At 72.8% G+C, this 22505-nt stretch carries 22 protein-coding genes; 13 read left to right on the top strand and 9 right to left on the bottom strand.

Features of this window, described 5'->3' with window-relative positions; all coding sequences use genetic code 11:
- Window positions 1–71 precede the first annotated feature (71 nt).
- Window positions 72–1949, top strand: a complete 1878-nt coding sequence (locus FDM97_RS23430; protein WP_175439213.1) for a hypothetical protein — start codon at window positions 72–74, stop codon at window positions 1947–1949.
- Between the two features lie 26 nt (window positions 1950–1975).
- Here FDM97_RS23430 and FDM97_RS23425 read toward each other — a convergent pair whose 3' ends face one another.
- From FDM97_RS23425 to FDM97_RS23415, 3 genes are all read right to left on the bottom strand, one after another.
- On the bottom strand, window positions 1976–3142 hold the full coding sequence (locus FDM97_RS23425; protein WP_137992467.1) for a GDSL-type esterase/lipase family protein: 1167 nt from the start codon (window positions 3140–3142) through the stop codon (window positions 1976–1978).
- A 237-nt stretch (window positions 3143–3379) separates the two neighbouring features.
- Window positions 3380–5011, bottom strand: a complete 1632-nt coding sequence (gene aceB / locus FDM97_RS23420) for a malate synthase A (protein ID WP_137992466.1) — start codon at window positions 5009–5011, stop codon at window positions 3380–3382.
- A 225-nt stretch (window positions 5012–5236) separates the two neighbouring features.
- Window positions 5237–5851, bottom strand: coding sequence for a nucleotidyltransferase family protein (locus tag FDM97_RS23415; protein WP_254705728.1), 615 nt, complete (start codon window positions 5849–5851; stop codon window positions 5237–5239).
- A 177-nt stretch (window positions 5852–6028) separates the two neighbouring features.
- On the opposite strand from FDM97_RS23415, the gene FDM97_RS23410 reads away from it, so the two are divergent.
- Window positions 6029–6349, top strand: a complete 321-nt coding sequence (locus tag FDM97_RS23410; protein WP_137992464.1) for a DUF5955 family protein — start codon at window positions 6029–6031, stop codon at window positions 6347–6349.
- Between the two features lie 31 nt (window positions 6350–6380).
- Here FDM97_RS23410 and FDM97_RS23405 read toward each other — a convergent pair whose 3' ends face one another.
- Both FDM97_RS23405 and FDM97_RS23400 read right to left on the bottom strand, forming a co-directional pair.
- Complete coding sequence (locus FDM97_RS23405) at window positions 6381–7019, bottom strand: response regulator (protein WP_137992463.1); 639 nt, start codon at window positions 7017–7019, stop codon at window positions 6381–6383.
- Window positions 7016–8179: a sensor histidine kinase gene (locus FDM97_RS23400; RefSeq protein ID WP_137992462.1), complete on the bottom strand. Its 1164-nt coding sequence runs from the start codon at window positions 8177–8179 to the stop codon at window positions 7016–7018. Before FDM97_RS23400 ends, FDM97_RS23405 begins: the two co-directional genes overlap by 4 nt.
- A gap of 112 nt (window positions 8180–8291) precedes the next feature.
- Here FDM97_RS23400 and FDM97_RS23395 point away from each other — a divergent pair, with 112 nt between their 5' ends.
- Both FDM97_RS23395 and FDM97_RS23390 read left to right on the top strand, forming a co-directional pair.
- Window positions 8292–9380 (top strand): ABC transporter permease, encoded by a 1089-nt coding sequence (locus tag FDM97_RS23395; RefSeq protein ID WP_137992461.1) that lies wholly within the window; start codon window positions 8292–8294, stop codon window positions 9378–9380.
- On the top strand, window positions 9377–10057 hold the full coding sequence (locus FDM97_RS23390; RefSeq protein WP_137992460.1) for an ABC transporter ATP-binding protein: 681 nt from the start codon (window positions 9377–9379) through the stop codon (window positions 10055–10057). Before FDM97_RS23395 ends, FDM97_RS23390 begins: the two co-directional genes overlap by 4 nt.
- A gap of 261 nt (window positions 10058–10318) precedes the next feature.
- On the opposite strand, the gene FDM97_RS23385 is transcribed toward FDM97_RS23390, so the two are convergent.
- Window positions 10319–11128 (bottom strand): IclR family transcriptional regulator, encoded by an 810-nt coding sequence (locus tag FDM97_RS23385; protein WP_137992459.1) that lies wholly within the window; start codon window positions 11126–11128, stop codon window positions 10319–10321.
- Window positions 11129–11453: 325 nt separating this feature from the next.
- Between FDM97_RS23385 and allB the strand changes: the two genes are divergently transcribed.
- On the top strand, window positions 11454–12797 hold the full coding sequence (gene allB, locus FDM97_RS23380) for an allantoinase AllB (protein ID WP_137992458.1): 1344 nt from the start codon (window positions 11454–11456) through the stop codon (window positions 12795–12797).
- A gap of 1 nt (window position 12798) precedes the next feature.
- A complete protein-coding gene (alc, locus tag FDM97_RS23375) occupies window positions 12799–13914 on the top strand; it encodes an allantoicase (protein WP_137992457.1) in 1116 nt (371 codons plus the stop codon).
- Window positions 13915–14161: 247 nt separating this feature from the next.
- On the opposite strand, the gene FDM97_RS23370 is transcribed toward alc, so the two are convergent.
- Window positions 14162–14893, bottom strand: coding sequence for an SDR family NAD(P)-dependent oxidoreductase (locus FDM97_RS23370; protein ID WP_137992456.1), 732 nt, complete (start codon window positions 14891–14893; stop codon window positions 14162–14164).
- A 190-nt stretch (window positions 14894–15083) separates the two neighbouring features.
- Here FDM97_RS23370 and FDM97_RS23365 point away from each other — a divergent pair, with 190 nt between their 5' ends.
- Together FDM97_RS23365 and FDM97_RS23360 are read left to right on the top strand one after the other, a co-directional pair.
- Window positions 15084–15695 carry a dihydrofolate reductase family protein gene (locus tag FDM97_RS23365; RefSeq protein WP_137992455.1) on the top strand — a complete coding sequence of 204 codons (612 nt, stop codon included), beginning with the start codon at window positions 15084–15086 and terminating at the stop codon, window positions 15693–15695.
- Between the two features lie 102 nt (window positions 15696–15797).
- Window positions 15798–16724 (top strand): DMT family transporter, encoded by a 927-nt coding sequence (locus tag FDM97_RS23360; protein WP_137992454.1) that lies wholly within the window; start codon window positions 15798–15800, stop codon window positions 16722–16724.
- Window positions 16725–16755: 31 nt separating this feature from the next.
- Here FDM97_RS23360 and FDM97_RS23355 read toward each other — a convergent pair whose 3' ends face one another.
- Window positions 16756–16974 (bottom strand): hypothetical protein, encoded by a 219-nt coding sequence (locus FDM97_RS23355; RefSeq protein WP_137992453.1) that lies wholly within the window; start codon window positions 16972–16974, stop codon window positions 16756–16758.
- Between the two features lie 146 nt (window positions 16975–17120).
- On the opposite strand from FDM97_RS23355, the gene FDM97_RS23350 reads away from it, so the two are divergent.
- From FDM97_RS23350 to FDM97_RS23335, 4 genes are read left to right on the top strand one after another with little or no spacing between them, the layout of a single operon-like run.
- Complete coding sequence (locus tag FDM97_RS23350) at window positions 17121–18338, top strand: sensor histidine kinase (protein WP_137992452.1); 1218 nt, start codon at window positions 17121–17123, stop codon at window positions 18336–18338.
- A complete protein-coding gene (locus FDM97_RS23345; protein ID WP_137992451.1) occupies window positions 18335–19006 on the top strand; it encodes a response regulator in 672 nt (223 codons plus the stop codon). The genes FDM97_RS23350 and FDM97_RS23345 overlap by 4 nt, the downstream gene beginning before the upstream one ends.
- A 9-nt stretch (window positions 19007–19015) precedes the next feature.
- Complete coding sequence (locus FDM97_RS23340) at window positions 19016–20194, top strand: cytochrome P450 family protein (RefSeq protein WP_137992450.1); 1179 nt, start codon at window positions 19016–19018, stop codon at window positions 20192–20194.
- Window positions 20195–20198: 4 nt separating this feature from the next.
- Window positions 20199–20627 (top strand): PaaI family thioesterase, encoded by a 429-nt coding sequence (locus FDM97_RS23335; RefSeq protein ID WP_137992449.1) that lies wholly within the window; start codon window positions 20199–20201, stop codon window positions 20625–20627.
- Here FDM97_RS23335 and FDM97_RS23330 read toward each other — a convergent pair.
- Window positions 20613–21623 (bottom strand): Gfo/Idh/MocA family oxidoreductase, encoded by a 1011-nt coding sequence (locus FDM97_RS23330; protein WP_137992448.1) that lies wholly within the window; start codon window positions 21621–21623, stop codon window positions 20613–20615. The genes FDM97_RS23335 and FDM97_RS23330 overlap by 15 nt on opposite strands.
- A 144-nt stretch (window positions 21624–21767) precedes the next feature.
- Here FDM97_RS23330 and FDM97_RS23325 point away from each other — a divergent pair, with 144 nt between their 5' ends.
- Complete coding sequence (locus tag FDM97_RS23325; protein ID WP_137994982.1) at window positions 21768–22487, top strand: GntR family transcriptional regulator; 720 nt, start codon at window positions 21768–21770, stop codon at window positions 22485–22487.
- Window positions 22488–22505 lie beyond the last annotated feature (18 nt).

Genomic DNA, 22505 nt, shown 5'->3' with positions numbered 1-22505 from the left:
GAATTCACCACTCCGAGTGATCGAAGTCTGGAAATCCGCGTCCGCTGCCGCTCGGAACTACGCTGGGAAGAGTGGCTGGCACACTTCTGAGCAACACCGGGCTCGACGCGTTCCTCGACGGAACACCGGAGCTTCGCGACCCCCCGTCCGCACGCGCCGCCGATGCCGTTCTCGGGCTTCTGGCGCTGCGCGGGGCCGATCGGAGGAGCGGGCTGCCCGAGCCGACCGTGGAGCTTGTGCGGCATGTGCTGGTCAAGGACGTGCCGGCCTTCGTGTACGCGACGCCCGAGGAGCTGGCGGCCTATCCGGCGGTGCTCGTCGCGCTGACCGAGCGCGTGCGGGAGGCCGGGCGGCTCAACGGGAAGCGGCAGGCGCGGATCGTGGCCGCGATCGAGGAGGCCGTGCCCGACTTCGAGCGGGCCATGAAGGACCCCGCCAACCTCACCTGGCAGCGCTGGTACGCCTCGCTGCTGCGGGCCGACGGGACCGACCCCGCCGACCCCTCCGCCGTCCGGGCCTGGCTCGCCGCCCACGACGGGGTGCGGCCGCCCGACGGCCTGCGCAGCGCCGATCTGATGAACCGCAGCGAGCTCGCGGACATGGTGCTCGCCGAGGCGCTCACCAGCGCGTACGTACGGGAGGCGGAAGCACCCTCGTCCGCCGGGCCGCTGCTGTCCGACCACGACGTCTCGCACGGGGTGAGCCGGGCGGCGGGCGAACTGGTCGACCGGTGGACCGCCGAGGGCCTCTCCGGCGCGCTCGCCGGGCCGTACGCCCACCTCGCGCCCGGCCCGGACGCCTTCCCGCATCTCGTCCTCGCCGACACCCTCCTCGACGAACATCTCAACTACTACGGCGACTCCACCGTCCCGCTCCCGCCGCCGCCGGTGGAGGCCCGCGACCCCCAGCGCTCCGTCGAGGCCGGCGCGGACCTTCTCGCGGCGGCCGTCGAGGAGATGAAGAGCGAGTCCGGCGGGCTGTTCGACGGCGAGGCCGCCCACCTGCTGTACGCGCTCTACCAGCGGGGCTCCAGCGCCGAATCGGTCGCCCGCAGGGCCGCCGAGTTCGAGGACTGGCCGGTCGATCCCCGCCTGGAGGACGCGCCCGTACTCGTACCGGCCGAGGCCCCCGAGGAGTATCGGGTCCCGCCCCTCGCCGAGCTGTCCCGGCTCGTGGGCAGGGACGTCACGGAGGAGGAGCGGACCCGCCTCGAACCCCCCGCCCGGGCCATGGCCGACACCGTCGACCGACTGGCCGGGACCGGCATGGTCTTCCGCACCGGCGACGCCTTCGGCCTCACCCCGTGGGGCGTCGAGGTCCTCCACTACCTGCTCCGGGCGAGAGGGGTCGCGGCGCCCGACGCCGCGGAGGCCGCGGACTGGGACGCCGAGACCGTGCTCGCCGCCGCCGAGGGCTGGTCCGCCTCCGCCGCCACGCGCGTCCTGGCCGAATGGCTCCACGCGCGCGCGAACACCGTCGCGGCCTGGTCCCAGCTGCTCGCCGCCCTCGGGACCGTCAACGCCGGCACCTACGAGGCGGCCGGCACCCGCGCCCTCTTCGGGTTCCTCGACCCCGCCGCCGCGCCCGTCGAGGCCCTGTGCGGCGCTCTCGACGATCCCGTGATGGGGGCCTACGCCTACGGGGTCCTGCGCGCCCGGGGCGAGCCCGCGGACGAGAGCCGCGTGCCCCTGTCCGCCCGCGCCGTGCTGATCCTGGACCGGCTCTCCCGCCGCACGGCCGGGCGGCCGGACGGCCGTGCCGTCCTCGACTCCGCCGCCGAGGGCTGGCCGGGCGGCGCCGAGGCCCTGATCAACGAGATGGCGGCCGCCGACCCGTACCGCGCCGAGCGGACACTCGGCGGGCTCGGCATCACCGTCCCGGAGGCCCGGAAGCGGAAGGGGAAGGCGCGGGCACGGCGCCGGAGCCGGCCTGGGCGCCGCGCCCGCTGATCCCGTGGGGGAGGCGGTGAGACCGTTCAGGAGACGGTCGTCAGGTACATCCCGGAGGGCCCGGACCCCGCCGTGTTGCGGCAGCTGAAGTCTCCGCTCGGCCGCGCGTGGATCAGCGCGAGACAGCGGCCGAGCGCCAACTGGCCGTAGTAGTTGGGGTGCATGTTCTCCTGGATGGGTCCCTGGGTCTCGTTCTGGTCGATCCAGCGCGCCCACTCGCTGGTCGAAGCCGAGGCCGGCACCGTCGAGCTGACCTGCTTGCTGGCCTTCGCGCACACCTCGCGGCCCTGGAGCATGTCGCGCAGATCCATGAACTGCGCCCCCTTGGCCGCCGCGACACCCTTCAGCCGCCCGGCGAGCTGGGGGACGAGGGAGTCCCGCGCCCAGTCGGAGTCCAGGTTCCAGAACGGGCAGCCGCCCGTGTTCGTACGGGTCCAGCCGCTCTCTCCGTAGCGGTTGTCGGCGCTGCGCGGAATGGGGGACGGATACGACTGGAGCACGATCCGGTAGTCGGACGCGGCGTACCCGGCGCCGGACATCACCGCCCGGATCTCGTCGACGGACTTGCCGACGTCTCCCATCACGGCGTCGATCTTCGAGTCGACGACGACCTGCTGGTCGTCGTGGCAGTACGAGTACCAGACGATGTAGTCGGTCGCGCACTTCCTGACGATGTCGGCGAAGCCCAGGTCGTTGCCGCCGATCGACAGCACGATCGTGTCGACGTCGTACGAGGCCGCGACCGCGGCCAGCTGGTCGGCCTGCGGCGCCTCGCCCTTGTAGGCCACGCCGCCGTTCGCGGCGCGGAAGACGTTCTTGGTCGTCGCCCCGGAACAGGCCAGGTTGACCAGGGCGGAGGCGATCCCGCCGGCGCTCTTCACCTCGGCCGAGTCGGAGCGGTGGCAGCCGTTGGCGGCCGTGGCGCCGTAGACCCGGCTGGGATCGTATGCGCTTCCGGTCCACGCCCGGTCGGTTCCGTTGCGGCTGCCGCTCGTGGTCAGGCTGTTGCCCTGCCAGCGGCCGGCCTCACCGGAGATGTAGCTGTCGCCCATCGACACGACGGCGCTGGGCCCGGAGCCGTTGGCGGCGACGGCGGGGCTCGCCCCGCCGGCCAGCAGGCCGCCGAGCGCGAGGGGCAGGGTGAGCGTGGCGCCGAGAAGTCTTCGTACCGAGCGGTGCGGGGGAGTGGGCATGGCTGTGTTCTCCTGCGTCGGTGCAGAGGAGTGGGGGACAGCCGCCGGCCGGTGGCATGCGGAATCTGGCACGCCGTGGCTTGTTACCGCTAGGTAGGTGCGTGTTTCGGTTGCGTTACGTGCCCTGTGAAACGCACTGGATCGAAAATCGGCTCCGCCCCCGGTGCTGTGCGTTCACCGGGGGCGGAGCCTGTTCTCGGGGGTGGTGGTGCGGGTGCTGCTCGGCCGCTGTGCGGGTCAGCCGACCAGCTGGTCGTACGCGGGGAGGGTCAGGAAGTCCGCGTAGTCGGCGTCGAGGGAGACGTGGAGCAGGAGGTCGTGGGCCTGCTGCCACTTGCCGGCCGCGAAGGCCTCCTCGCCGATCTCCTCGCGGATCGCGGCCAGCTCCCGCGCCGCGACCTCGCGGGCCAGCTCGGGGGTGGCTCGCACGGTCGTGCCGCCGTGCTCGAACTCGACGCCCGCGTTGATCCACTGCCAGATCTGCGAGCGCGAGATCTCCGCCGTCGCCGCGTCCTCCATGAGGTTGAAGATGGCGACCGCGCCGAGGCCGCGCAGCCACGCCTCGATGTAGCGGATGCCGACCTGGACCGCGTTGCGCAGGCCCTCGTACGTCGGCTTCGCGTCGAGCGAGTCGATCGCGATCAGGTCGCCGGGCGCCACCGAGACGTCCTCGCGCAGCCGGTCCTTCTGGTTCGGCTTCTCGCCGAGGACCGCGTCGAAGGAGGCCATCGCGATCGGGACCAGGTCCGGGTGGGCGACCCAGGAGCCGTCGAAGCCGTCGCCCGCCTCGCGGTCCTTGTCCGCCTTGACCTTCTCGAAGGCGACCTTGTTGACCTCGGCGTCCTTGCGGGACGGGATGAACGCCGCCATGCCGCCGATCGCGTGCGCGCCGCGCTTGTGGCAGGTGCGGACGAGGAGTTCGGTGTACGCGCGCATGAACGGGGCGGTCATCGTCACCGCGTTGCGGTCCGGGAGCACGAACTTCTGCCCGCCGTCACGGAAGTTCTTGACGATGGAGAAGAGGTAGTCCCAGCGACCGGCGTTCAGGCCCGCCGCGTGCTCGCGGAGCTCGTAGAGGATCTCCTCCATCTCGTACGCGGCCGTGATCGTCTCGATCAGCACGGTGGCGCGGACGGTGCCCTGCGGGATGCCGACGTAGTCCTGCGCGTAGACGAAGATGTCGTTCCAGAGGCGGGCCTCCAGGTGCGACTCCGTCTTCGGGAGGTAGAAGTACGGGCCCTTGCCGAGCTCGATGAGCCGCTTGGCGTTGTGGAAGAAGTACAGGCCGAAGTCGACGAGCGCGCCGGGGACCGGGCGGCCCTCGAAGGTCAGGTGGCGCTCCTCCAGGTGCCAGCCGCGCGGCCGCATGACGACCGTGGCCAGCTGATCGGCCGGCTTCAGCGCGTACGACTTGCCCGACCTCGGGTCCGTGAAGTCGATCTTCCGGGTGTACGCGTCGATCAGGTTGACCTGGCCGAGGATCACGTTCTCCCAGGTCGGCGCCGAGGCGTCCTCGAAGTCGGCGAGCCAGACCTTCGCGCCCGAGTTCAGCGCGTTGATCGTCATCTTGCGGTCGGTCGGGCCGGTGATCTCGACGCGTCGGTCGTTCAGGGCCGCGGGCGCCGGCGCGACCCGCCAGGAGTTGTCCGCGCGGATCGACGCGGTCTCCGGAAGGAAGTCGAGGGTCGAGGTGCGGGCGATCTCGGCGCGGCGCTCCGCCCGGCGGGCGAGGAGCTCGTCCCGGCGCGGCGTGAACCGCCGGTGCAGCTCCGCCACGAAGGCGAGGGCCGCGTCGGTCAGCACCTCCTCCTGCCTCGGCAGGGGCTTGGCTTCGACGACGGCCAGGGGGGACGGCGCTGGTGCGGACATGAACTGTCACTTCCTTCAGCGGGCTTCACGGGCGGTGCCTTGCGGCCGATGGGCGTCGCGGTTAGGCACGCAGTGCCGCAGGCGCCGGGATGCGGCCGCGAGCGCCGTCAGGGGATCAGGCGCTTCTGAACAGTGGATACTAGTTTCCTCATAGTGGAAGTTCAATCGTTTGTTGATGTCGAGATTCTCCGGATCGACAGAACGTGGCGCTCAGTGCCACGGCCTTCACTCCAGGTGTGCCAGATCCGCCTCGGTGTCGATGTCATAGGGCTCGGCCACATCCGAACAGTCCACGAGCGTGATCGCATCCCGGTGCTTCCGCAGGTAGTCGCGCGCCCCCTGGTCGCCGACCGCACCCGCCGCGATCTCCGCCCAGCGGTCCGCGCCGAACAGCACCGGATGGCCGCGCTTCCCGTCGTACGAAGCCGCCGCGAGAACGTCGCGCGAGCGGTACGCCGACCGGACCCGCGCGACGGCCGCCGCACCGATCCCGGGCTGGTCCACCAGAGAGACCAGCGCCGCGTCCACCGGCAGCGCCTCGGCGGCGAGCGAGGCGAGACCGGCCCGCAGCGAGGACCCCATGCCCTGCGGCCACTCCGGGTTGTCGACCAGGACGCAGCCGGGCAGCCGGGCCCGCTCCCGTACGAGATCGGCCGAGGCGCCGAGCACCACATGGACCACCTCGCAGCCGCCCTCGCGCAGCACGCGCACCGCGTGCTCGACCAGCGGGCGGCCGCGGTGCGGGAGGAGCGCCTTGGGGCGGCCGCCGAGGCGCCGGCCGCCGCCCGCGGCGAGCAGAAGCCCGGCCACCAGCGGAGAGGTGTGCTGTGTATCCGTCATGAGGACTGCATACCGCATGACAACGAGCGACACGGACGCCTGAATTACGTCCACGGAGTGGCGCGCCGGGCGCGCGATGGCGTTAACTGGCTCGCGACTCCGGGCGCCCGACCACCGTTCGACGGGTCGGGCAGGTCATGGAGTTCGACGCACAGTGTCGTGCGAGGGGGAGAACTTTTGTTGCGAAGCGTTGGGCAGAGGCGTGTGACAACCGGCGGCGGCGAGGACCCGAGGGTGGCGCAGCTGCGTGCCGCCGTCTCCCGGCTCCGACGTGAACTCGCCGGCCACCGCGCCGACTTCACGGACCGCGGGATCGCCGAGGACGAACTCGCGGCGCTGGACGCGATGGCCGTCAGCGGGGTCCCGGAGGTACGGAGACTGCGCCGCTCCCTGCTGCTGATCGCCGGCTCGATCGGCTCCGTCAGCGCCCTCTCGAACGGCCTCGCGAGCGTCCGCCAGGCGGTGGAGCTCTTCGGCGAGCCCCCGCGCGAGGTCTGACCCCCGAAGCCCTGTCGGGTCGCCCTGCCCCCTACCGGCGAATCAGGCGTCTGGCCGTCGCCGTCGCCACCGCCGCCGTGCGGGAGTCGACGCCCAGCTTGGCGAAGATGTGCACCAGATGGGACTTCACCGTCGCCTGGCTCAGGAACAGCACCTTGCTGATCTGCTGGTTCGACAAGCCCTCGCCCACCAGCTGCAGCACCTCCAGCTCCCGCTTCGTCAGCGCCTCCGCCGGCGTCCGCATCCGGTCCATCAGCCGGTGCGCCACCGCCGGGGCCAGCGCCGACTGGCCCGCCGCCGCCGTGCGGACCGCCGCGGCCAGCTCCTCGGGCGGGGCGTCCTTGAGCAGATAGCCCGAGGCCCCCGCCTCGACCGCCGCGAGAATGTCCGCGTCCGTGTCGTACGTGGTCAGGACAAGGACCCGCGGCCCGCCCGGTACGGCCGTGATCGCCGCCGTGGCCTCCGAGCCGTGCATCCCCGCCCCGAACTGCAGGTCCATCAGCACCACGTCCACCCCGCCCGCCGCGGCCAGCTCCACCGCCAGTTCGACCGCCCGCTCGGCCGTGGCCGCCTCGCCGACCACGGCGAAGTCCGGCTCGGTGTCCAGGACCGCGCGCAGCCCGGCGCGTACCACCGGATGGTCGTCGGCCAGAAGAAGACGGATCGTCATGCGGGCACTCCAGCGGGAAGAGGGAGGGACACGGCGACGGCCGTCCCCTGACCGGGCGCGGACTCCACCGTGAACGTGCCGCCCAGCGACTCCGCCCGCGAGCGCATCGCCGGCAGCCCGAAACCGCCCTCCGCGGAGGGCGAGAGCAGCGCCGGGTCGAAGCCCTTGCCGTCGTCGACGACGTCCAGCGTCACCGAGGCGTCCATGAACGACAACGTGATCTCGGCGCGCGCCGCCGAGGCGTGCCGCACCGTGTTCGCGAGCGCCGACTGCGCGATCCGCAGCAGCGCCACCTCGTACGGGGTCGGCAGCTCCACCGGCGTCCCGCTCACCGAGAAGCGCACCCGCGGCGCGGTCCCCGTCGGCTCGCACAGCCGCTCGAGGGCCGCCGCGAGAGAACCGTGCTCCAGGTCCGGCGGCGACAGCGCCCGTACGAACCGCCGGGCCTCCGCCAGGTTGTCCTGGGCCGCCCGGCGCGCACGCTCGATGTGCCCGGCGGCCGGTGAGCCCTCCGGCAGCGCCCGCTCGGCGGCCCGCAGCAGCAGCTGGATCGAGGACAGCCCCTGCGCCAGCGTGTCGTGGATCTCCCGCGCGAGCCGCTCGCGCTCCGCGAGCGTGCCCGCGTGCCGCTCGGTCGCCGCCAGCTCCGCCCGGGTCGAGATCAGCTCCTCGACCATCCGCCGCCGCCGCTCGCTCTCCCGGTACAGCGCCTGGTAGCCGAGCACCGTCGCCACGGCCACGGCCGCGCCGAGCAGCGGCCCGACGAAGACGCCCGGATTGAGCGGCGCGCCGTGCCGTACGTACGAGAGGATCGCCGCGACCGCCGTCAGGCCGACCGCCGGCAGCGACCAGCGCACGGGCAGCAGATGCAGCTGGAGGAAGTACAGCGGGAACGCCACCCACAGCCCCTCCGGCGTCTGCCACAGCAGCGCGAGCCAGGACGCGCACAGCACGCCGAGCCACACCGCGGCGGCCCGCTGAGAGTCCCGTACGGAGGGCAGGAGGGACCCGGCCGCGTAGACCGCACCGGTCACCGCAGCGAGAGCCACCCCCGCTCCGGTGTCCGCCCGGAACGCCGCCAGGGCCAGCAGGCCCGCCATCAGCAGATGCAGGCAGAGGCGCAGCGCGCGCAGGGCGGGGGTGAGGGAACGCGGATCCATGATCTGTCCAGCGTAGGCCGGGGCAGACAATCCGGACTCAACCGAAAGTTTGATTGCGGAGCCATCCGTGGCGCGATGCCCGGGCCCGCACGGGACCAGCAGGCTGGTCACCATGTTCGTGGCATGGAGAGATCTGAGATTCGCCAAGGGGCGATTCACCCTGATGGGCACGGTGATCGTGCTGATCACACTGCTTGTCGGACTGCTGTCGGGCCTGACCGCCGGCCTGGCCCGCGAGAACGTCTCGGCGATCACGGGGCTGCCCGCGGACCGGCTGGCCTTCGCCGCCCCGCCCTCCGGCCAGTCCGTCTCCTTCACCAACTCCACGGTGACGGAGAGCCAGTGGCGGCAGTGGGCGGGGCGGCCGGGCATGACGAGCGCCCAGCCGCTCGGCATCCGTACGCTCAACGCGGCCGCCGGTGAGCGCACGGCCGCCGTCTCCGCCTTCGGTACGGAGCCGTCGGCCGGCCTCGCCCCGCAGAGCGGGAAGCTCGGGCCCGGCCGGGTCGTCCTTTCCGAGTCCGCGGCCGAGGAGCTGGGGGTCGGCGTGGGCGGGGCCGTACGCCTCGGGCCGCTGGAGGCCGACGTCGCGGCCGTCGCGGGCGACGCCTCCTACAGCCACACGCCCGTCGTCTGGACCTCGCTCGACGACTGGCAGAAGCTCGGGCACAACGGAACCACGCCCGAGGAGCAGGCCACCGTCATCGCCCTGAGGACGGGCGACGGCGGCGTGGACCTCGCGGCCGGGGACAAGGCGCTGGGGACCGAGTCGAGGACGATCGACGAGGCGCTCACCGCCATAGGGTCCTACCAGGCCGAGAACGGCTCGCTGCAGCTGATGCGGGGTTTCCTCTTCGTGATCTCCGCGCTCGTCATAGGAGCCTTCTTCACGGTCTGGACGATCCAGCGGAGCGGGGACGTGGCGGTGCTGAAGGCCCTGGGCGCCTCGACCCCGTACCTGCTGAAGGACGCGCTCGGGCAGGCGGTGCTGATGCTCGGCGCGGGCACGCTGCTCGGCACGGCCCTCGCCGTCGGGATCGGCGCGCTCGTCAGCGGCGGGGACGTGCCGTTCGTCCTGGAGCCGCTGACCGTGCTCGGCCCGGCCGCCGTGATCATCGTGCTCGGTGTCCTCGGCGCCGCTCTGTCCATCCGGCGGATCACCGCCGTCGACCCCCTGACCGCGCTCGGGAGCGCCCGATGACTCTGCTGCTCGACGACGTGACGCTGACGTACCCCGACGGCGACGGGCGGCTGACCGCCCTCGACGCGGTCTCCCTGGAGGTGCCGGCCGGCAGCCTCACGGCGGTCGTCGGACCCTCGGGATCCGGCAAGTCCAGCCTGCTGGCGGTGGCCGCGACACTGGTGACCCCGGACCGGGGGCGGGTCGTGGTGGCCGGTACGGAGACGGGGCGGCTGGATCCGGCGGGGAGGGCGGCGCTGCGGCGCGAGCGGATCGGGATCGTCTTCCAGCAGCCGAACCTGCTGCCGTCGCTGACGGCGGTGGAGCAGCTGCAGGTGATGGCGCATCTGTCGGGTGCCAAGCCGAAGGCGGTACGGGAGCGGGCCCTGGCCCTCCTCGACGCGGTCGGCCTCGCGGACCTGGCGGCCCGCCGCCCGCACCAGCTCTCCGGCGGTCAGCGTCAGCGCGTCAACATCGCGCGGGCCCTGATGAACGAACCGTCCGTCCTCCTGGTCGACGAGCCCACCAGCGCGCTGGACCACGAGCGGGGCGCGGCGATCGTGGAGCTGCTGGCGGGCCTGACGCGGGACCGCGGCACGGCGACGGTCCTGGTGACCCATGACCACACGCACCTGGCCCGCGCGTCCACGACGGTCCTGGTCCACGACGGCCACGTCTCGGAGCGCGCCCCGGTCTGACCGCCCACCCCGTGGTGCCCCCTGGTCCCGCCGGGCCGGTTCCCGCCACCCCCCCGTTGTGGGCATCTGTCCCGCTGGGGCGGGACGGGTGGGCACACGGGACGGCGCCCTTGCCGGGCCCAGGCTCCCGGTGCCTGCGGTGCCTGCGGGTGCGGCGCCGTCGTGGGTTGTGCCCACCCGTCCCGCCCAGCGGGACAGATGCCCACAACCCCGAGGGGTGAGGGTGGGCGCCGCCCCGGCGGGACGAAGGCCCGCAGGGCGTTACGCTCCGCCGTTGGCCGTCGTGTTCGCCAGGGCCGTCGAGAGGTCCTGGGCGACCTCCTGGAGGATCGGGACGATCTTCTCCGTCGCCGCCTCCGTCACCCGGCCCGCCGGGCCCGAGATCGAGATGGCCGCCGCGGTGGGGGAGTTGGGGACCGACACCGCGAGGCAGCGGACTCCTATCTCCTGCTCGTTGTCGTCGACCGCGTACCCCGCGTCCCGGACCGCCGCGAGCGCGTCCAGGAACCCCTCGGGCGTGGTGATCGTCTTCTCGGTCGCGGCCGGCATGCCCGTACGGGCGAGCAGCGCGCGCACCTCCTCCGCCGGGGTGTGGGCCAGGAGCGCCTTGCCCACACCCGTGGAGTGCGGAAGCACGCGCCGGCCGACCTCGGTGAACATGCGCATCGAGTGCTTGGACGGCACCTGCGCGACGTACACGATCTCGTCGCCGTCGAGCAGCGCCATGTTCGCGGTCTCGCCCGTCTCCTCGACGAGCCGCGCGAGGTACGGGCGCGCCCAGGTGCCAAGCAGTCGGGAGGCCGACTCGCCGAGACGGATCAGCCGCGGGCCGAGCGCGTACCGGCGGTTGGGCTGCTGGCGTACGTAGCCGCAGGCCACCAGCGTGCGCATCAGGCGGTGGATGGTGGGCAGCGGCAGTCCGCTGCTGGCGGAGAGCTCGCTCAGCCCGACCTCGCCGCCGGCGTCGGCCATCCGCTCCAGAAGATCGAAGGCGCGCTCAAGGGACTGGACGCCACCGCTCGCGGCGGCGGGCTTGGCGGCGTCGGTGGTGCTGGCGCTGGACGTCGGCACGTCAAGGTCCTTTCGGGGCAGGCGGGCAAGGCAGCAGCCTACCGGGCCGTCCGGTCGGACACACGGCCCCGGTCCCGGCGTCCGGGCCGGTCAGGGGGGTGTTTGTCCGGTGTCGGCGGCTGCCCGGCGGCGTCCGCCTCCTCCCCGCATGTGCGGAACTACGTTCTACTGTACGAAATTCCGATTCCACTTCATGGAAACGTCCAAGTGGACGCGTGGCGGCGCGCTCCGACCGGTCCATGCTGGAAGTGTGCCCTTGACGCCATGTCGTCCTGAGTGAAGACTCCTTCAACAGTTCGTTGAATTTCTGCTGGAAGGGGTACGGGTGGACGTCAACCTGGTACTGCGCTCGACACGCGTCATCACCCCCGAGGGGACGCGGCCCGCGTCGATCGCCGTCTCCGGCGGGACCATCGCCGCGGTACTGCCGTACGACGCGGAGGTACCGGCCGGTGCCCGTCTCGAGGACGTCGGCGACAACGTCGTGCTCCCCGGGCTCGTCGACACCCATGTCCATGTGAACGACCCCGGGCGGACCGAGTGGGAGGGCTTCTGGACCGCCACGCGCGCGGCCGCCGCCGGTGGCATCACCACCCTCCTCGACATGCCGCTGAACTCGCTCCCGCCCACCACCACGGTCGAGCACCTGCGGATCAAGCAGGAGGTCGCCCGCACCAAGGCGCACATCGACGTCGGCTTCTGGGGCGGCGCGCTGCCCGACAACGTCAAGGACCTGCGCCCCCTCCACGACGCCGGGGTCTTCGGCTTCAAGTGCTTCCTGTCGCCGTCCGGGGTGGACGAGTTCCCCGAGCTGGACCAGGAGCAGCTGGCGAACTCCCTCGCCGAGATCGCCGGCTTCGACGGCCTGATGATCGTGCACGCCGAGGACCCGCACCACCTGGCCGCCGCGCCCCAGATGAAGGGCGGTAAGGCCACCGAGTACGCGGCCTTCCTCGCCTCGCGGCCGCGCGACGCGGAGAACACCGCGATCGAGAACCTGATCAACCAGGCCCGCAGGCTGAACGCCCGCGTCCACGTCCTGCACCTGTCCTCCTCGGACGCGCTGCCGCTGATCGCCGCCGCCAAGGCCGAGGGCGTCAAGATCACGGTCGAGTCCTGCCCGCACTTCCTCACCCTCACCGCCGAGGAGGTCCCGGACGGCGCCACCGAGTTCAAGTGCTGCCCGCCGATCCGCGAGGCCGCCAACCAGGACGCCCTCTGGGAAGGCGTGGCCGACGGGACGATCGACTGCATCGTCTCCGACCACTCGCCCTCCACCGCCGACCTCAAGACCCCCGACTTCGCCTCCGCCTGGGGCGGTATCTCCTCCCTCCAGCTCGGCCTGCCCGCCATCTGGACCGAGGCCCGGCGCCGCGGCCGCACCCTGGAGGACGTCGCCCGCTGGATGTCCACCGCTCCGGCGCGCCTCGCGGGCCTGACGCGGAAGGGCGCGATCGAAACCGGCCGCGACGCCGACTTCGCGGTCCTCGACCCCGAGGCGACCTTCACCGTCGACCCGGCCGAGCTCGAGCACCGCAACCGCGTCACGGCGTACGCCGGCAAGACGCTGCACGGCGTCGTCACCTCCACCTGGCTGCGCGGAGAGCGCGTCGCCGACCACGGCACCCTCGCCGAGCCCTCCGGCCGCCTCCTCGAAAGGAACAACTGACGTGTCCGCCATACCCTCCTTCACCGGTGACGCGAGCCCGTACGGAGGCGGCGACCCGTACGCCGACTACCGCACCGCGGACTTCCCCTTCACGCAGTACGCCGACCTCGCCGACCGGCGTCTCGGCGCCGGTGTGATCGCCGCCAACGACGAGTTCTTCGCCGAGCGCGAGAACATGCTCAAGCCCGAGGCAGCCGAGTTCGACCCCGAGCACTTCGGCCACAAGGGCAAGATCATGGACGGCTGGGAGACCCGGCGCCGCCGCGGCGTCTCGGCCGAGCAGCCGCACCCGACCGAGGACGACCACGACTGGGCGCTCGTACGGCTCGGCGCCCCCGGCGTCGTACGCGGCATCGTCGTCGACACCGCGCACTTCCGCGGCAATTACCCGCAGGCCGTCTCGGTCGAGGCGACCTCGGTGGCCGGCTCCCCGTCGCCCGAGGAGCTTCTCGCCGACGACGTGAAGTGGACGACCCTCGTCCCGCGCACCGCGATCGGCGGCCACGCGGCGAACGGCTTCGCGGTCGACGTCGAGCAGCGCTTCACGCACCTGCGCGTCAACCAGCACCCGGACGGCGGCATCGCGCGCCTGCGCGTGTACGGCGAGGTCGCCCCGGACCCGGCCTGGCTGGGCGTGCTCGGCACCTTCGACCTCGCGGCGCTGGAGAACGGCGGCCAGGTCGAGGACGCCTCCGACCGCTTCTACTCCCCGGCGACCAACACCATCCAGCCGGGCCGCTCCCGCAAGATGGACGACGGCTGGGAGACCCGGCGCCGCCGCGACAAGGGCAACGACTGGATCCGCTACAGCCTGGTCGCCGAGTCGGAGATCCGCGCCGTCGAGATCGACACCGCCTACCTCAAGGGCAACAGCGCGGGCTGGGCGGCGCTGTCCGTGGCGGCCGAAGGCTCCGATGACTGGACCGAGATCCTGCCCCGGACCCGCCTCCAGCCGGACACCAACCACCGCTTCGTGCTCGACACGCCGGCGGTCGGCTCGCGCGTCCGGATCGACATCTACCCCGACGGCGGCATCTCCCGCCTCCGCCTCTTCGGCTCCCTGACCGAAGCGGGCTCGGCGCGGCTCACGGCCCGCCACCAGGAACTGGGCGGGTAACGACACCCCGCCCGGCACGCGAGGGCGCACCGACCCGACAGCACCGGTGCGCCCTCGCGCCTTTCCGGGCCCTGAGCGGCCCGGCCCCGCCCTGAGCGGCCCGGCCCCGCCCTGAGCGGCCCGGCCCCGCCTTGGGCCTACGGCCCAGGGCCACGTTCCGGGTCCGCGGCCCGTGCCCGCTCCGGGCCCGTGGCCCATCCCCGGTTCGGCGCCCGAGCCCCTGGGGCGGGGGCGGAGCGCCCGGCCCTTACGCCGCGTGGCCGCCGTCCACCGAGAACTCCGCGCCCGTCACGTACGCCGCGCCCGGACCCGCCAGGAACGCCACCATCGCCGCGACCTCCTGCGGGGTGCCGAAGCGGCCGAGGGCCGTCATGGCCGCCTGGCCCTGCGCGTACGGCCCGTCCGCCGGGTTCATGTCCGTGTCGACCGGCCCCGGGTGGACGATGTTCGCGGTGATGCCGCGCCCGCCCAGCTCCCGCGCGAGCGCCTTGTTCAGGCCGACCAGCGCCGCCTTGCTCAGCGTGTAGAGCGTGCCGCCGGGGCCCGGGACGCGGGTCGCCATGCAGGACCCGATCGTGATGATCCGCCCGCCCCGGTCCATGCGCGCGGCCGCCGCCTGGGCGGCGAGGAAGGCCGCCCGGACGTTGACCGCGAGGACCCGGTCGACGTCCGCGAGGGTCAGCGAGTCCAGCGGGGCGATCACCCCGACCCCGGCGTTGTTGACCAGCACGTCGAGCCGGCCGAGCGCGTCCGCCGCCCACTCCACCGCCCCCGCCGCGTCCCCGGCGTCCGCGGCGTCGGCCCGCAGGGGCAGGGCCTTGCGCCCGATCGCCTCGATCCGCCCGGCGACCTCGCGTGCCCGCTCCTCCCCTTCGACGTAGGTGAAGGCCACGTCCGCGCCCTCCTGGGCCAGCCGCAGTGCCGTGGCCGCGCCGATCCCGCGGCTGCCGCCCGTCACCAGAACCGCCTTGCCGTCCATCCCGTACCTACCTTCATGTGTAGTGGTTGCGGGTTCAATCAAAGTGGGCGGGCCGGCCGGACGCTGGCGGCAATCGGACACGGAGACCGGCATCGACGACCGACATCGATGAATTTCGCCGAGCGGTGGAGTCGAACCTTCTGAGACACGATGGACCGGGGGACACCCGGCCGAACCGAAGGGCAGCACCATGGGCACGCTCTCCCTCACCCAGTTCGTGACGCTCGACGGCGTCTACCAGGCCCCCGGTGGCCCGGACGAGGACACCACCGGCGGCTTCGAACACGGCGGCTGGTCCGTGCCGTACGGGGACGAGGATTTCGGCGCCTTCATGACCGAGGTCTTCGACAGGCCCGCCGCCTTCCTCCTCGGCCGCCGCACCTACGAGATCTTCGCGAGCTACTGGCCGAAGCAGACCGACCCCACCGACCCGATCGCCTCCAAGCTCAACGCCCTGCCCAAGTACGTCGCCTCGACCACCCTCGACAGGGCCGACTGGGCAGGCACCACGATCCTGAACGGCGACATCGCCAAGGAGGTCGCGGCCCTCAAGGACCGCACCGACGGCGAGGTGCAGATGCACGGGAGCGGAGGCCTCGCCAGGTCCCTGATGGCGCACGACCTCATCGACACGCTCCACCTGCTCGTCTTCCCCGTCGTCCTCGGCACGGGGTTCCGCCTCTTCGCCGACGGCGCCCGGCCCACCGCCTTCCGGCACGCCGCGGCCCGGACCACGGCCTCGGGCGTCGCCATCCACACGTACGAACTGGCGGGCCGCCCCGAGTACGGGAGCTACGCCTAGCAGAAAGGTGTAGCCACCACACGCTCGTCCCGGTACGGTGATCCTCCCGCGTGCGAGCCGCCGAAGTCTCCACCCCGTCCGACGAGTTGGAGCCGGCCCGCAATGTCGTCGATCGCCACTTCCGTACCCCTTCGCGCCCCGCGTCGCGCCTGGCTCACCGACCTCCCGGTGCTCCTCGTCGCCGTCGTCTGGGGCGCGAGCTATCTCGCGGCCAAGGGCATCACCACCACCCACACCGTCGTCGCCGTCCTCGTCCTGCGGTTCGCCGTCGTCCTGCCCGCCCTCGCCGTCGCCGGACGGCGGGGGCTGCGGGCGCTGAGCGCGGCCCAGTGGCGCGGCGCCGGCCTCCTCGGCCTGATCCTCAGCGGGATCTTCCTCCTGGAGACCTACGGCGTCGTCCACACCTCCGCCACCAACGCCGGCCTGATCATCAGCCTCACCATGATCTTCACCCCGCTCGCCGAAGCCGCCGTCCTCCGCACCAGGCCACCCCGCGCCTTCCTGGCCGCCGCCGGGCTCTCCGTGGCCGGCGTGGTGCTGCTCACCCAGGGCGGCGGCTTCACCACCCCCTCCCTAGGCGACCTGCTGATGCTGCTCGCCGCCCTCGCCCGTACCGTCCACGTCCTCGCGATGGCCCGGATCAAGGCCGTGCGGAGCGCCGACTCGCTCTCCCTCACCACCGTCCAACTCGGCTCCGCCGTCGCCGTCTTCGCCCTGCTCGCCGCGGCGCCCGGCACCGGCGAGTCCCCTTGGTCGGTGGCGCTCGGCTTCGGCCCGCGAGAATGGGCCGGACTGCTCTTCCTCTCCGTCTTCTGCACGCTCTTCGCCTTCTTCGTGCAGATGTGGGCCGTCCGCCGCACCTCCCCCTCCCGCGTCAGCCTCCTCCTCGGCACGGAACCGCTGTGGGCCGCGGCCGCCGGCATCGCCCTGGCCGGGGACCGTCCTGGCCTGCTCGGCATCGCGGGAGCCGTCCTGGTCCTCGCGGGGACGACGTGGGGGCGCCGCGCCGCCGACGAGGGCGCACGGTAGGTCCGTGGCCCACGCGTTCACTCCCGTACGTCTAAGCCTTCTCCACCCGGTCCGAGACCACCAGGATCACGAAGCCCAGGACCGCGATCACTATGTTCGCGAAGAGCTCGCGGCCCTCCAGGAACCACACGTTCTCCGTCACGAGCCGGGTGAAGCCCATGAAGGGGAACCAGCCCGTCAGCTCGCGCAGCACACCCGCGACTCCGCCGATCAGGACGACCACACCCACGATCTCCAGCAACTTCTTCATGGACCGATCATGATCCGTTCCGCCCGGCGTCCGCGTCGGCCGCTCGTCCATGGCGGGTGCTACCAAAGTCTCTCGTCGCGCGACTTCGGTAGCCGGACCGTCTCCACGACCGGCCCCGCGCCCCTCGCGTGCGTAATTTGGAATCCATGACACGTACGGACCGCCACGCCTGGCTGCTTCCCTCGGCCATGGCCGACACCCCGGCCGACGGCCCACCGGGCCGGCGGCCGCGCCGTACCGTACGCGACTGGGTCGTCGACACCACACTGTTCCTCGTCGCCGCATTCCTCGGACTGCTCGCCGCCGACACCAGCGCCAAGTACAACAGCGACGCCGTCGTCGCGGCCGACCAGATCGTCGGCGCCGCCGCCTGCTGCGCGCTCTGGCTGCGCCGCCGCCGGCCCGCGGCCGTCGCGATCGTGATCTCCCTCGTCAGCGTGGTCGCGCCCGTCGCCGGTGGAGCCCTCCTCGTCAGCCTCTTCGGCGTCGCCGTACGGCGGCCCTTCCGCGAGGTCGCGTCCATCGGCGCCCTCGCGGTGGCCGCTTCCACCGCCCAGGCCTTCCTGCGGCCCGACCCCGAGATCAACGTCGGGCTCGGGATCGCCATCGGCTTCATCCTGATCCTGTTGATGACCGCCTGGGGCATGCTCGTACGCTCCCGGCGCCAGCTCGTCGAGGCGCTGCGCGAACGGGCCCGCCGCGCCGAGGCCGAGGCCGAGCTGCGCGCCGAGCAGGCCCAGCGGCTGGCCCGGGAGGCCATCGCCCGCGAGATGCACGACGTCCTCGCCCACCGGCTCACCCTGCTCAGCGTGCACGCCGGAGCCCTGGAGTTCCGGCCCGACGCACCGCCCGCGCAGGTCGCCCGCGCCGCCGGGGTCATCCGGGACAGCGCCCACGAGGCGCTCCAGGACCTCCGCGAGATCATCGGCGTCCTGCGCGCGCCCGGCGAAGGCGCCGAGGGCGACCGGCCCCAGCCCACCCTCGCCACCCTCGACGCGCTGGTCGCCGAGTCCCGCGACGCCGGGACCAAGGTCGTCCTCGACTCCGGCGTGGAGGATCCGGCAGCCGTCCCCGCCGCCACCGGCCGCACCGTCTACCGCATCGCCCAGGAAGGCCTCACCAACGTCCGCAAGCACGCCCCCGGCACCGACGTCACCCTCACCCTGCGCGGCCGCCCCGGCGACGGACTGACGATCGAGGTCCACAACCCGGCCCCCACCGGACCCGTCCCGCACGTGCCAGGCTCCGGGCAGGGCCTCATCGGGCTCACCGAGCGCGCCACCCTCGCCGGCGGGCGCCTCGAACACGGCCCGGCACCCGACGGGGGATTCGCCCTGCGCGCCTGGCTACCGTGGCCCGCATGACCATCCGCCTGCTCGTCGTCGACGACGACCCCCTGGTCCGCACGGGCCTCACCTTCATGCTCGGCGGCGCCGAGGACATCGAGATCGTCGGCGAGGGCGGCGACGGCCGGGACGTCCCCGAACTCGTCGCCCGGCTCGCCCCCGACGTCGTCCTGATGGACATCCGGATGCCCCACGTCGACGGCCTCACCGCCACCGAACGGCTGCGCGCCCGCCCCGACGCCCCCGAGGTCCTCGTCCTCACCACCTTCCACGCCGACGAGCAGGTCCTGCGCGCCCTGCGCGCCGGCGCGGCGGGCTTCGTCCTCAAGGACACGCCGCCCGCCGAGATCGTCGCCTCCGTGCGCCGGGTCGCGTCCGGCGACCCCGTGCTCTCCCCGGCCGTCACCCGCCAGCTGATGACCCATGTCGCCGGGCGGCAGGAACAGCCCCGGCGCGCCACCGCCGCCGACCGCATCGCCGAACTCGCCCAGCGCGAAAGGGAGGTCGCGGTCGCCGTCGGCCACGGGCAGTCCAACGCCGAGATCGCCGCCGCCCTTTACATGAGCGTGCCGACGGTCAAGACACACGTGTCACGGATTCTCGCCAAACTCGGCCTCAACAACCGCGTCCAGATCGCGCTCCTCGTCCACGACGCGGGACTACTGGAGAACGAGGACGGCGCCTAGGCTGGCCCGATGTCCGTCATCGATCTGGGGGAGTACGGCGCGGACTTCACCGCGAACCCCTATCCGTACTACGCGAAGATGCGCGAAGCCGGTCCCGTCCACCACGTACGCACCGCGGACGGCGACCGGCTGTGGCTGGTCGTCGGTTACGAGGAGGCACGCGCGGCCCTGGCCGACCCGAGGCTGTCCAAGTCACCGTCCGTCCTCGGCATGACCATGATGGACGAGCGGCTCATCGGACCGAATCTGCTCGTCCTCGACCCGCCCGACCACACCCGGCTGCGCAAACTGGTCGGGGGCCAGTTCACCGGCCGGCGGGTGGAGAGCCTGCGCCCGCGCGTCCAGCGGCTCACCGGCGAACTCGCCGACGCGATGGCGCCGTCAGGCCACGCCGACCTGATCGACTCCTTCGCCTTCCCGCTGCCCATCATCGTCATCTGTGAACTCCTCGGCATCCCGGCGGCCGACCGCGACACCTTCCGGGCCTGGTCCAACGAGATCGTCGCCCCGACCGGCGCCGGCCCCGAGGCGGCGGCGATCGAGGGCCTCGCCGCCTATCTCGACACACTCATCGAGGACAAACGCGCCTCCGCCCCCACCGACGACCTGCTCTCCGACCTGATCACCGCCCGCGCCGAGGACGGCGACCGGCTCTCCCTGGCCGAGTTGCGCGGCCTCGCGTACCTCCTGCTCCTCGCCGGCCACGAGACCACCGTCAACCTCATCTCCAACGCCGTACGGGTGTTGCTCACCCACCGTGACCAACTCGCCGCCCTTCGCGCCGACTTCGGCCTGCTCGACGCCGTCGTGGAGGAGACGCTGCGCTGGGAGGGGCCGGTGGAGAACGCGACCTTCCGGTTCACCCGGGAGCCCGTACGGATCGGGCCGACGCTCATCCCCGCGTACGAACCGGTCCTCGTCTCCCTCGCCTCAGGTGGCCGCGACCCCGAGCGCTTCCCCGACCCCGACCGCTTCGACCTCCGCAGGGACCCGCGCGGCCATCTCGCCTTCGGGCACGGCATCCACTACTGCCTGGGCGCCCCGCTCGCCCGCATGGAGGCCCGCATCGCCCTGCGGACACTCCTCGAACGCTTCCCCGGCCTGGAACTCGACCCCGACGGCGGCACGTTGGACTGGCTGCCCGGCTTGCTCATGCGCGGCGTGCGCCGCCTTCCCGTCAGATGGTGAACCCATGACCGCTCCCTCGCACGACCTCGACCTCGACCTCGCGCGGAAGGTGCTCGACGCCCAGCCGTTCAGCCGGCTCGTCGGCGCCCGGATCACCGCCTTCGGCGACGGCGGGGCGACCCTGGAGGTGGACCTCCGCGAGGAGCTCCAGCAGCAGAACGGCTTCGCGCACGGCGGCGTGCTCTCGTACGCGGCCGACAACGCGCTCACCTTCGCGGCCGGCACCGCGCTGGGCGCGGCCGTCCTGACCGCCGGCTTCTCCATCCAGTACGTCCGCCCCGCGAAGGGCAGCACGCTGATCGCCCGCGCGAGTGTGGTCCACGCGGGACGCCGGCAGGCCGTCGTCCGGTGCGACCTGCTGACCGTCGACGCGGAGGGTGTGGAGACCCTGTGCGCCGTCGCCCAAGGCACGGTGCTGTCAGCCGGAGTGTGACGGGATCTCGTCCAGCGCGACCGGGCGGTGCTCACGCCGTGAACGCTCGCAGGCCTCGGCGATCCGGAGCGCCTCCAGCGCCTCGCGGCCGTCGCACGGGTTGGGCGCCTCGCCCCGCACCAGCCGGACGAACGCGTCCAGCTCGGCCTCGTACGCGGGGGCGAACCGCTCCAGGAACCCGGGCCAGGGCTTGACCGGGGCGGCGGGACCGGACGGCTCCACCGAGGTGAGCGGGGTGCGGTCGTCCAGGCCCACGGCGATCTGGTCCCGCTCGCCGGCCAGCTCCATCCGTACGTCGTAACCGGCCCCGTTGCACCGGGTCGCCGTCGCCGTCGCCAGCGTGCCGTCGTCCAGGGTGAGCACCGCCGCCGCCGTGTCCAGGTCGCCGGCCTCGCGGAACATCGCCGGGCCGGTGTCCGAGCCGGTGGCGTACACCTCGGCCACCTCCCGCCCGGTCACCCACCGCAGGATGTCGAAGTCGTGCACCAGACAGTCCCGGAAGAGCCCGCCGGAGAGCGGCAGATACGCGGCGGGCGGCGGCGCGGGGTCGGAGGTGGCCGCCCGTACGGTGTGCAGGCGGCCGAGCCGTCCGGTCCGCACCGCCTCGCGGGCGGCGGCGTACCCCGCGTCGAAGCGGCGCATGAAGCCGAGCTGGAGCTCGGTGCCCGCGGCCTCGGCGGCCCGCAGCGCGCCGAGCGTGCCGGGCACGTCCAGGGCGATGGGCTTCTCGCAGAAGGCGGGCAGCCCGGCCGCCGCGGCGCGGGCGATCAGTTCGGCGTGGGACGCGGTGGCGGAGGCGATGACGACGGCGTCGAGGGCGTGGTCGAACAGGGCGTCGTCGTCCGGCGCGGCCGTCGCGCCGATCGCCCCGGCGACCCGCGCCGCCCGGGTGGCGTCCATGTCCGCCACGATCAGTGATTCGACCTCCGGATGGCGGGCGAGCACGCCCGCGTGGAAGGCCCCGATACGTCCCGTTCCGATCAGTCCGATGCGCATGGCCCCCAAGGTGGTGCCGGACGGAGACGCTGTCAAGGATTTGTCAGGACAATCGGACTTCACAACTTCCCGTCATCATCTCCTCGGGCTACGCTCCCGTCCGTGTCCAAGCAGTCGTCGTCCGCCGCCCTCCCGCCCCTCTCCGTGGACCGCACCAGCCCGGTCCCGCTCTACTACCAGCTCGCCCAGCAGCTGGAGGCGGCCATCGAGAACGGGGCCCTGCCCCCCGGCAGCCTGCTCGGCAACGAGATCGACCTCGCCACCCGCCTGGGCCTGTCCCGCCCCACCGTCCGCCAGGCCATCCAGTCCCTGGTGGACAAGGGCCTCCTGGTGCGCCGCCGGGGCGTCGGCACCCAGGTCCTCCACAGCCAGGTCAAGCGCCCGCTGGAGCTGAGCAGCCTCTACGACGACCTGGAGGCGGCCGGCCAGCGACCCGCCACCCGGGTCCTCGTCGACCGCGTCGAACCCGCCACCGCCCGGGTCGCCGCCGCCCTCGGCGTACCGGAGGGCAGCGACGTGCGGTACGTGGAGCGGCTGCGAGCCGCGCACGACGAGCCGATGGCGTACCTGCGCAACCATCTGCCGGCCGGACTGCTCGACCTGGACGCCGGACGGCTGGAGACCACCGGCCTCTACCGCCTGATGCGCGGCGCCGGTATCACTCTGCACAGCGCCCGCCAGACGGTCGGCGCGCGGGCCGCCACGGCCGCAGAGGCGGAGCTGCTCGCCGAGAAGGAGGGAGCACCCCTGCTCACGATGGAACGCACCACCTTCGACGACACGGGGCGGGCCGTCGAGTTCGGATCCCACCTCTACCGGGCCTCGCGCTACTCCTTCGATTTCCAGCTCATGGTCCGCCCGTAGCCCTACATCCGCCCCGCG

It is taken from the genome of Streptomyces vilmorinianum (assembly GCF_005517195.1).
GTDB lineage: Bacteria > Actinomycetota > Actinomycetes > Streptomycetales > Streptomycetaceae > Streptomyces > Streptomyces vilmorinianum.
Note: the sequence above shows the minus strand (reverse complement) of the source record. Positions and strands in the feature narration are given on the sequence as shown.

Bases quoted from the DNA above. Each gene is read 5' to 3' on its own strand.
- FDM97_RS23425 (WP_137992467.1), bottom strand. From the start codon at position 3,142: ATGCCCACTCCCCCGCACCGCTCGGTACGAAGACTTCTCGGCGCCACG.
- aceB (WP_137992466.1), bottom strand. From the start codon at position 5,011: ATGTCCGCACCAGCGCCGTCCCCCCTGGCCGTCGTCGAAGCCAAGCCC.
- FDM97_RS23415 (WP_254705728.1), bottom strand. From the start codon at position 5,851: ATGACGGATACACAGCACACCTCTCCGCTGGTGGCCGGGCTTCTGCTC.
- FDM97_RS23405 (WP_137992463.1), bottom strand. From the start codon at position 7,019: ATGACGATCCGTCTTCTTCTGGCCGACGACCATCCGGTGGTACGCGCC.
- FDM97_RS23400 (WP_137992462.1), bottom strand. From the start codon at position 8,179: ATGGATCCGCGTTCCCTCACCCCCGCCCTGCGCGCGCTGCGCCTCTGC.
- FDM97_RS23395 (WP_137992461.1), top strand. From the start codon at position 8,292: ATGTTCGTGGCATGGAGAGATCTGAGATTCGCCAAGGGGCGATTCACC.
- FDM97_RS23390 (WP_137992460.1), top strand. From the start codon at position 9,377: ATGACTCTGCTGCTCGACGACGTGACGCTGACGTACCCCGACGGCGAC.
- FDM97_RS23370 (WP_137992456.1), bottom strand. From the start codon at position 14,893: ATGGACGGCAAGGCGGTTCTGGTGACGGGCGGCAGCCGCGGGATCGGC.
- FDM97_RS23365 (WP_137992455.1), top strand. From the start codon at position 15,084: ATGGGCACGCTCTCCCTCACCCAGTTCGTGACGCTCGACGGCGTCTAC.
- FDM97_RS23360 (WP_137992454.1), top strand. From the start codon at position 15,798: ATGTCGTCGATCGCCACTTCCGTACCCCTTCGCGCCCCGCGTCGCGCC.
- FDM97_RS23355 (WP_137992453.1), bottom strand. From the start codon at position 16,974: ATGAAGAAGTTGCTGGAGATCGTGGGTGTGGTCGTCCTGATCGGCGGA.
- FDM97_RS23350 (WP_137992452.1), top strand. From the start codon at position 17,121: ATGACACGTACGGACCGCCACGCCTGGCTGCTTCCCTCGGCCATGGCC.
- FDM97_RS23345 (WP_137992451.1), top strand. From the start codon at position 18,335: ATGACCATCCGCCTGCTCGTCGTCGACGACGACCCCCTGGTCCGCACG.
- FDM97_RS23340 (WP_137992450.1), top strand. From the start codon at position 19,016: ATGTCCGTCATCGATCTGGGGGAGTACGGCGCGGACTTCACCGCGAAC.
- FDM97_RS23335 (WP_137992449.1), top strand. From the start codon at position 20,199: ATGACCGCTCCCTCGCACGACCTCGACCTCGACCTCGCGCGGAAGGTG.
- FDM97_RS23330 (WP_137992448.1), bottom strand. From the start codon at position 21,623: ATGCGCATCGGACTGATCGGAACGGGACGTATCGGGGCCTTCCACGCG.